This is a genomic window from Sphingomonas bacterium (assembly GCF_903643065.1).
Taxonomy (GTDB): Bacteria; Pseudomonadota; Alphaproteobacteria; order Sphingomonadales; family Sphingomonadaceae; genus Sphingomonas.
The window spans coordinates 1-8,213 of sequence record NZ_CAHJWX010000056.1 but is presented as its reverse complement, the minus strand read 5'-3'; the positions used below and the strand labels follow the sequence as shown (position 1 = coordinate 8,213).

The 8,213-nt window shown below is 66.0% G+C and carries 4 protein-coding genes; 2 read left to right on the top strand and 2 right to left on the bottom strand.

Features of this window, described 5'->3' with window-relative positions:
* The coding region (locus HUU95_RS03500) for a protease pro-enzyme activation domain-containing protein (protein ID WP_217429757.1) at window positions 1-520 on the bottom strand (520 nt) is incomplete at its 3' end.
* 534 nt (window positions 521-1,054) lie between these two features.
* Here HUU95_RS03500 and HUU95_RS03495 point away from each other — a divergent pair.
* Window positions 1,055-2,395: an APC family permease gene (locus HUU95_RS03495; protein ID WP_174278831.1), complete on the top strand. Its 1,341-nt coding sequence runs from the start codon at window positions 1,055-1,057 to the stop codon at window positions 2,393-2,395.
* A gap of 54 nt (window positions 2,396-2,449) precedes the next feature.
* Here HUU95_RS03495 and HUU95_RS03490 read toward each other — a convergent pair whose 3' ends face one another.
* A complete protein-coding gene (locus HUU95_RS03490; protein ID WP_254602597.1) occupies window positions 2,450-5,239 on the bottom strand; it encodes a TonB-dependent receptor plug domain-containing protein in 2,790 nt (929 codons plus the stop codon).
* A gap of 814 nt (window positions 5,240-6,053) precedes the next feature.
* Here HUU95_RS03490 and HUU95_RS03485 point away from each other — a divergent pair.
* Window positions 6,054-7,886, top strand: coding sequence for a PEPxxWA-CTERM sorting domain-containing protein (locus HUU95_RS03485; RefSeq protein ID WP_174278830.1), 1,833 nt, complete (start codon window positions 6,054-6,056; stop codon window positions 7,884-7,886).
* Window positions 7,887-8,213: the final 327 nt, after the last annotated feature.

Genomic DNA, 8,213 nt, shown 5'->3' with positions numbered 1-8,213 from the left:
CCGCCACCTCGGTCGGCAGGAACCCGCGCGGCGGTGTCGACCCGCGATGCGGCACGAACTTGGGCGTGGCCACCGGGCTGGTGTCTAGGCCGAGGACGGCGAGGATGCTGTCGGCGACGTCCGCAGGCACGCTGAGCGTGCCCAGGCGACCGCGATAGGTCGCCCCGTCGCGCTCGTACCGATGCAGCTCCGTCCCGAACGCCGCCTCCAGCGCCGACGCCGTTCCGCGCAACTGAACGCGACGCCGGGCGGCATCGGCCTCGATCACGTTCAGTCCGGCCTCGGCGGCAAAGGCGGTCACCGCGGCGATGTTCGCCGCCTGAGCGTCGTCACGGACGTGGCGCAACGTAGCACGCGAGTGGACGACCGGTGCCGCATCGGCTGCTACGGGTTCGCTTTGTTCCGGACGAAGGTAGACGCTGACGGTGATCAGGTCGCTACCGACGACCCGGCCGCTGGCCTGCACGCCGCGTGGCGCAGCATGCTCGCTGCCGGGAAGGATCTGACGGGCTTCGGTCATGGCATATCCTTTGATTGGATCGCGGGGGTTCAACGCACGCAGAGCAGGTTCGACGATCGCCGACGTAGCATAGCGGCCGCGCTAGCCTCACGCCTTGCGGCGGATCGACCAGATAAGTGCCGACAGACTGGTCGCGACGGCAGCGATACCGAGCAGTGCGGATTCGGAAAGCAGGATCATGGGGCGACCCCTTCCAGAGCCGACCATGTTCTTCATGTGCTCCAACATTGGAAGAGGGTTTGTACGATGTCGCGATACCGTGCGGCACCGTCCTTGGCCGAACGCGACGATGGATGAAGGTTCATTTCAAGGGAGCGGAAACGGCCGTGAATGGCCGAGTATGGGTGTAGGCTGACGGTGCGCAACGTTGGCGAGTCGAGTTATCCTTTGCGTCTTGATGCCTCGATTGCACCTTCTCCGAAGGTCGAGCGACAGCAGGCTCCTTGCGCGTCTTGACTTGATCCCGTCATCACTCCCTCATGGCTGCGTGCCGCGGGGAGATGTGAGCTGAGGCAGGGGCATTCAGATCAGTCCGTGGATGGCGGGCTGCGCCGTTCCATCGGACCAACCGGCGCTTTCTTTCTGACCGTCTCGTGTCTCTCGCCGAGCATCGCGGTCTTCATCGTCGGCTCCGACGTGATGGGGCAGGTGGGTACGGCGGTGTTCCCCTGCTTCGTCGCGGCGGCGTTGCTCGGGTTGATCATGGCCTGCGTCTATGGCGAGCTCGGATCGGCGTTCCCGGGCGCGGGCGGTGAATACACGATCTTTGCACGCGTGTTCGGCCGACTGGCGGGACACGGCATCGTCGGGCTGAACCTGATCGGGTTCAGCATCTCGCTTGCACTGTCGGGACACGGCGTCGCCACCTATCTCACCGCCTTGTGGCCGGGAACGCCGCCGCAGGCGTGTGCGGCGGCGACGGTGGCCGTGGTGACCGGCGTCGCCGTCCTGAACGTCGAGGTCGGTGCCTGGGTCACCGGCACTTTCCTGATGACCGAGCTCGTGGCGCTCGTGGTCGTATGCCTGCTCGGTTTCGGCCACGCCGCGCGGCCCGCGTCGGCGCTGTTCGAGCTGCTCGCGGGCAGGGGCGACGGGCTTGCCGCGCCCGGCTACGCCGCGCTCGGCGCGGCGGCGGCGTCGAGCATCTACGCGTTCAACGGTTACGGTGCCGCGATCTTCTTCGGCGAGGACATGAAGGACCCGGCCCGCCATACGGCGCCGGTGATCCTCGCCGCGCTGGTCGCCGGCGTCGTGATCGTGATGCCGCCCATCGCGGCGACGGTGCTGGGCGCACCCGATCTTCACCTCGCATTCCGAGCGCCGGCGACGGTGATGGCGGTGGTGCGCCGGCTCGGCGGCGAGACGGTGGCGCGGGTGATGAGCGTGGGCGTCGCGCTGGCGCTGTTCAACACCGCGGTCGCCATCGCCTTGATGGCCGGGCGCCAGCTCTACGCGACGGGGCGTGACCGGCTGTGGCCGGTGCCGATCAGCCGCGTGCTCGCGGCCACGCACAGAAACTGGGGCTCTCCTGGTGCGGCGACGCTGGTGATGGGCGGGTTCGGGCTCGCCGGCACGCTGCTTCCCGAGCGCATCCTGCTGCTGATCCTGGGCAACAGCAACGTCATCACCTATGCCGGTCTGTGCATCGCGGCGCTGTGGGGTCGGCGATCCGGATCGACCGAGGGCGCGCCCTGGCGGATGCCGGCCTTCCCGCTGCCGCCGCTGCTCGGCCTCCTCTTCCTCGTCGTGGTCGCCGGCTTCAGCTTGGCCGATGCGGCTGGACAGATCGGCTTCCTCGTCAGCGTCGCGACGCTCGTGATCTCGGCCTTGCTGTTCTCGCGAACCGGCAGCGACGCCACACGCGGCTCCCGATAGCCGCGCCAGGCAGGAGCGCCAGCATCCCCGCCAGACCTCCCCGCGCCCATAACGTCACCGACGAGCTCCGCGCCCGAAACCGAGCTTCACGCCCGTGTAGAAGAACCGCCCGAGCGGCGAGATCGGCACATTGGTGGCGTAGGATGACGGGTCGGGCCGCTGGTCGGTCAGGTTGTTGACGCCTGCGTAGAAGGCGAAGCCGCTCGGCAGCGCGACCTGAGCCTGAAGGTCGTGCTGCCACAGCGCGTCGGACCGCAGGTAGCGCCCAGCCGCGATATTCGGGGTGTTGGCGAGCGCGTTGCGGCTGAACGCGAGCACCGCGTCGTTCCAGCGCAGGTTGTAGTTCACCGTCAGCAGGCCGATCGTCCAGGTCGGCGATAGATTGGCCGTCCAGCGCGGGGAAAAGGCCTGGTCGACATCGTTTGCCACCGGTGCGCTCGGAATGCCGATCCGGTCGAGGCGGTTCAGATAGCCGCCGATCAGCTGGATGTTGAAGATGCCGGCGCCCGCGGTCTCCAGCCGCCAGTTGAGGTTGAGATCGGCGCCCGACGTGCGCACCTGCGCGACGTTCAGCGGGCTGACGGTGAAGCGCACGATCGCGCCGGTCCCCTGTTGGCGGGTGAACTGGTTGCAGAACTGGTTGGGCACGGTCGGCTGGTCGACGCACAATCCGGCGAGGGTGCCCGCGTCCACCGTGTTGATCGCGCCATTCAGCGTGATGTCGTACCAGTCGAACGACGCGGTGAAGCCGCGCAGAAAGGCGGGGCGCAGCAGCACGCCCGCCGTCCAGGTCGTCGCGCGTTCGGGCTGCAGATTGGGGTTGCCGCTCGAAGAGCCCGGAATGAAATTGGCGCTCTGAAGGTTCGCGTTCGGTGCCGCGCCGACCGCGGCCAGCGTGGTGGTGCAGTTCTGCTTGCGATATTGCGTGCCGTTGTTGATGTTGGCCGGTGTGCACGGCTCGCCGACGAAAGCCGAGGTGCCGAGCGTCGGCTGGAACAGCTCGCCGATGTTGGGCGCACGCACCGACTTGCCGTAGCTGCCTCGAAACGTGATCGCCCGGATCGGCGCGTAGGAGCCCGTGAACTCCCACGTGCTGGTGCCGCCGACCGTGGAATAGCTCGAATACCGTCCGGCCGCGCCGACCGTCAGCAGCTGGGCGAAGCGCCGGTCCTTGAGCAGCGGCGCTTCCAGCTCGCCGAACGCTTCCTTGACGTCGAAGCTGCCGACGGTGCCGTTGATCGGCGACGGCTCGTCGCCGCCGTAGAACAGCCCCTGGAGCAGGCGGGGATCGGGGTCGAAACGGCTCGTCTCGCGTCGGTACTCGCCGCCGAACGCAAACCGGACGGGGCCGCCGGGCAACGCGAAGAACTGGCCGAAGTCGCCGCTGACGCTCGCGTTCGCGACCTGCTGAGTGATGCGGACGCTGCTGGTATCGCTCACGAGGAAATAGGCGAGTTGCTGCGCCGTCGCGGGCCCGGGACCGAAGATGTTGAGCGGGACGCAGCCCGCGATCGGGTTGTTGGCGGGATTGCAGACGATCTGCCCTGCCGCGTTGGTCACCGCGTCCAGCGCGTCGTTATATTGTTTGTTCAGCCGGTCGTTGAGCTTGGTGATCCGGACGTCGGTTCGGCCATACTCGTAATAGGCGTCGTACGTCGCGTGGTCGGAGATGCGGCCCGACGCGTCCGCCACGCCGCGATAGGTGCGCCGGCGATCGCCCTCTCCCTGCCGCCCGAAGTCGATATTGTCGCGGCTGACGTAGATCGTCGCCGGCGTGGTCACGCCGTTCGCCGTCGTGCCGGCGGCGAGCGCCGCGGTCCGAATGGAGGCGGGGATGAACGGGTTGCCGAAGGACGGCGTGTAATAATAGGTTTCGGTATATTGGCCAAAGGTGGAGGCGTTCGTCTGGGCGAACTTGCCCTCCAGCGACAGCTTGAACGCGTCCGAGAAGTCGTAGTGTGTCAGGAGGTTGACATCGTTGCGCCGGATGCGCGGCAGGATGTCGCCCTGGTAGAAGCCGGCGACGCCCGTGCCTTCGCCGCCGACGGCATAATAGGACGCGATGGTCCCGTTGTTGTACGGTTGCCCGAGGCCATCGTAGCTCGGGTAGGCATCGCCGCCGATGTTGACCGCGCTGACGGGCGAGACCGTGTTGTAATGAAGGTCACCGGCCAGGATGTTGGCGGGCAGGCTGGTGTTCGTCGCGGCAGCGTCGTTGGGGATGATGTACTTGCGCTGGTCCTGCCGCAGGAAGGAGCGGTCATTGTTCGCGACGGCGTCGCTGCCGCTGAATTCGTAGGACAGGGTCACGTTACCGCGGCCGCCGCCGAAATTGTGCCCCGCGGCCACCGACACGAAGCGGCTGGCGGCATCGCCTTGATCCGAAATGCCGAACTGGCTGCGTACCGACACTCCCTCCAGGTCGCGCTTCAGCCGAAAATTGACCACGCCCGTCACGCCGTCCGCGCCGTACACCGCGCCCACCGCTCCGGTCAGCACGTCGACGGACTGGATCAGGTCGGTCGGGATGGTGCTGATGTCGACGGCGGCGGTCTGATACTCGCTGGAGACGTGGCGGCGGCCGTCGACCAGCACCAGCGTGCGCTGGTTGCCCAGGTTGCGCAGGTTCAGCTCGTTGAGACCGGTCTGGCCGAAGGACCCGTACGAGCCGTTGCCGCCCGACGTCTTGGTGCTGTCGGTCGATGCCGTCAGCGCAGGGACGCGCAGCAGGAAATCGGTGATGTTGGTATTGCCCGATTGCTGAATGTCGGCGGCGTCCAGCGTGGTGATCGGATTGGGTGCCTCGTTGTTCGGACGTGCGATGCGGCTGCCGGTGACGACCACGTCCGTGCCGGCCGTATCCGCGGCGGTGGGTGTCGTGGCGGCGTCCTGTGGTTGCGTCGCGTCGACTGGTGCCGCGCGAGCGGCCGGTGGCGTGGGAGCCGCGGCTTGTGCCCAAGCCGCGGCCGGCAACACCATCGAAGCCGTTGCGCTCAACAGCAGCTTTGCCCGACGATTGACCTTCATCATGCTATTCCCGTCCTCGGTTTGTCTGCGCGGCCCGACGCCATTTCTCGCGGTAGGTCGAAGCATGCGTCGATCCGGCGGCCGTCGTGCCGCAGCGAGGCATTATCCGTCGTGTCGCAGCACGATGGCGCTGCCTTGCGGGCGGCGGGGTCCGAGTTGCAAGAGCCGATCCCGTGGCGATTACCTCAAGTTGCCAGGTCGGTTCGGCTATCGCGCAAGGCGAGTTCGTCCTGTCGACCTGAAGCCGCCCCGGCGGTCAACATATCAGATACGGTACGTTTCCCGAGCCGGGCTGCGCTTCACGAGATTTTTCCTGGCCCGCTAAACTGCCGGGCGGTTAGCACCCATTGCCCGCCATCAAGGATCGGTCAAGCGGCTTGGCTCAGCAACTTCGAGGTTGATTGATAGAACTCCTCTGCCTTACGCCCTCGATTGCGATCGATCGTATAACGAAATCAGTAAAGGGTACTTCGATTGGAATATTCACAAGTATAACGGTGCGCGATTGTGACTATTTTATTACGCTACGTCATGCATGATTTCACGACAATCCGTCTCCGTTCCGTCACATGAGAAGGTTAACGCGTCGAAATCGGATCGCACGCGGGTGCGAAGGCGACGGGGAGACATCATGCGCATTCGGAACACGCTACTCGCGGCGGCCGCCACAATGTACGTGGCTGGCCAAGCCGATGCGCAGAGCGCCGCTAACATATCGGGCGCGCAACTGTTGCTGCCGCTCACGACGCTGGAGCAGACCGCCGCGGGCCGGCAGGCGCTGGCCGACAATCTGAGCTCGACAATCACGGTCAACAACAACGCCAGCGCCGCCCGCCGGCAGCTAGCGATCAGCGACAACAGCCAGTTCTCCAATGGCTCGCAATTCACCAACGGACTCGGAACGACGCTCGACGCGTCCTACCAGAACGCCGTCAGGGCGAACGACCCGCTGATCGCGGCGATCACTTCCGAGATCACGCAGTTCACGAGCGTCTCGGGCAGCGACACGTCGTTCGGCAAATATTATTTCGCCAACGGCACCACCAACGGCGTCACCAGGGCGAGCGGACCCGCGCTGCCCACCGGCGGCCAGTTCAACGTCTACGACAGGGCCTATGGCGTCACGACGACGGGTGTGGGCCAGGACATCTACGGTGACTCGCGCCCGTTCCAGGTCTCCAATCAGATTCAGGTCGTGAGCGCGTCCATCAACGCCGGTCTGATCAACAATCCGGCCTTCCCGAGCGGGCACACCACGTTCGGCACGACCATCGCGCTGCTCGAAGCGCTCGCGGTGCCCGAACGCTTCACCACGGAAATCGCGCGGGGGCTGGACTATGGCTACAGCCGTGTCGTCCTGGGCGCGCATTATTCCTTCGACGTCATCGCAGGCCGGATCGAGGCGCTGCACGCCGTCGCCAATCTCCTGAACGGTAACCCGGACTATACCAATGGGGGGAACTACGTCGCGACCCTGAACCAGCTCACGACCAACCTGCGCACGGTCCTCTCCAAATATGCTGGCGGAACGGATGTCGCCACCGCCGCGCGACAGGACACCGGCCAATATTCAGCCGCCAACGCCGCGCAGGTCACATCGGACGCGAACTTCCGCGCGACCTATGGCGTCAGCGCGACGGGGCCGACGAACCTCGCTCCCGTGGTCCCCACCGGCGCCGAGGTGCTGCTATCGACGCGCTTTACCTATCTGAATGCGCAGCAGCGCCGCGACGTGCTCGCCTCGACGGAACTGGCCTCCGGCGCGGCGCTGGACGATGGCAGCGGCTGGGCGCGGCTCGACCTCTACACGGCGGGCAGCGGCTATCGCAGCTTCACCGGTCAGACCACGATTAATCAGGATGCCAGCCAAGGCGGATTCGCTGCGGCGGATACGTTCAGCAATGACATCGCCGGCGATGGCGGCTTCACCCATACCGGCACCGGCGCGCTGACGCTTACCGGCGCCAACAGCTACAGCGGCGGCACGACGGTCGCCGGCGGCACCGTGATCGCGGGATCCCAGACGGCGCTCGGCATCGGCGACGTGACGGTCGCCGGCGGCACGCTCAAGATCGCGAACGCGCTGACGGCAGGCGGCGCTTACACGCAGACGTCGACGGGCATCCTCATGCTGAGCGAACTCGGGCAGGCGAACATCTTCAATATCCTGGGCGCCGCGACGCTCGACGGGCAGCTGGGACTGGACCTGACGACGTTCGGCGGCACGAACGGGGTCTATCAACTTCTCGGCTATGGCAGCCACACCGGTCAGTTCTCGACCGTCGCCTACAGCAATCTTGCCGGCGGCGAGACCGCCTCGCTCGACTACCGCGCGAACGGCTTGTTCCTTTCGCTGACCGGCGCGGTTCCGGAACCGGCGACTTGGATGACCATGATCCTCGGCTTCGGCACGGTTGGTGGCACGCTACGCCGCCGCAGGAAGCGAGAACTGGCGAATTGCTGAAGACGACGTACTCAGTAGGTTCAATCGCCAACACCGCGCGGGAGCTCTGCAGTTCCTTGACGATGCCGACTGTCGCCGGTGTGGGACCGCGTGATGAAGTGCTTGATCAACGGGGTTGATCAGCGTCTGATCCGGACACCTTGTCGGCGCGGCGTTGGCGGCGACCGCTGGGCGACGGGCACGAGCAACGTCACCGCGTCGCCTTCCCGTCGACCTAGCCGACCTTCTAGGCCGGATCGACATTTAGCGAGCTAGAGCGGGATGACGTGACGCTGAATCTGACAGGGCTTCGCAAGCGGCGAGAAGTCTGATTCAAGATGCAGGCTG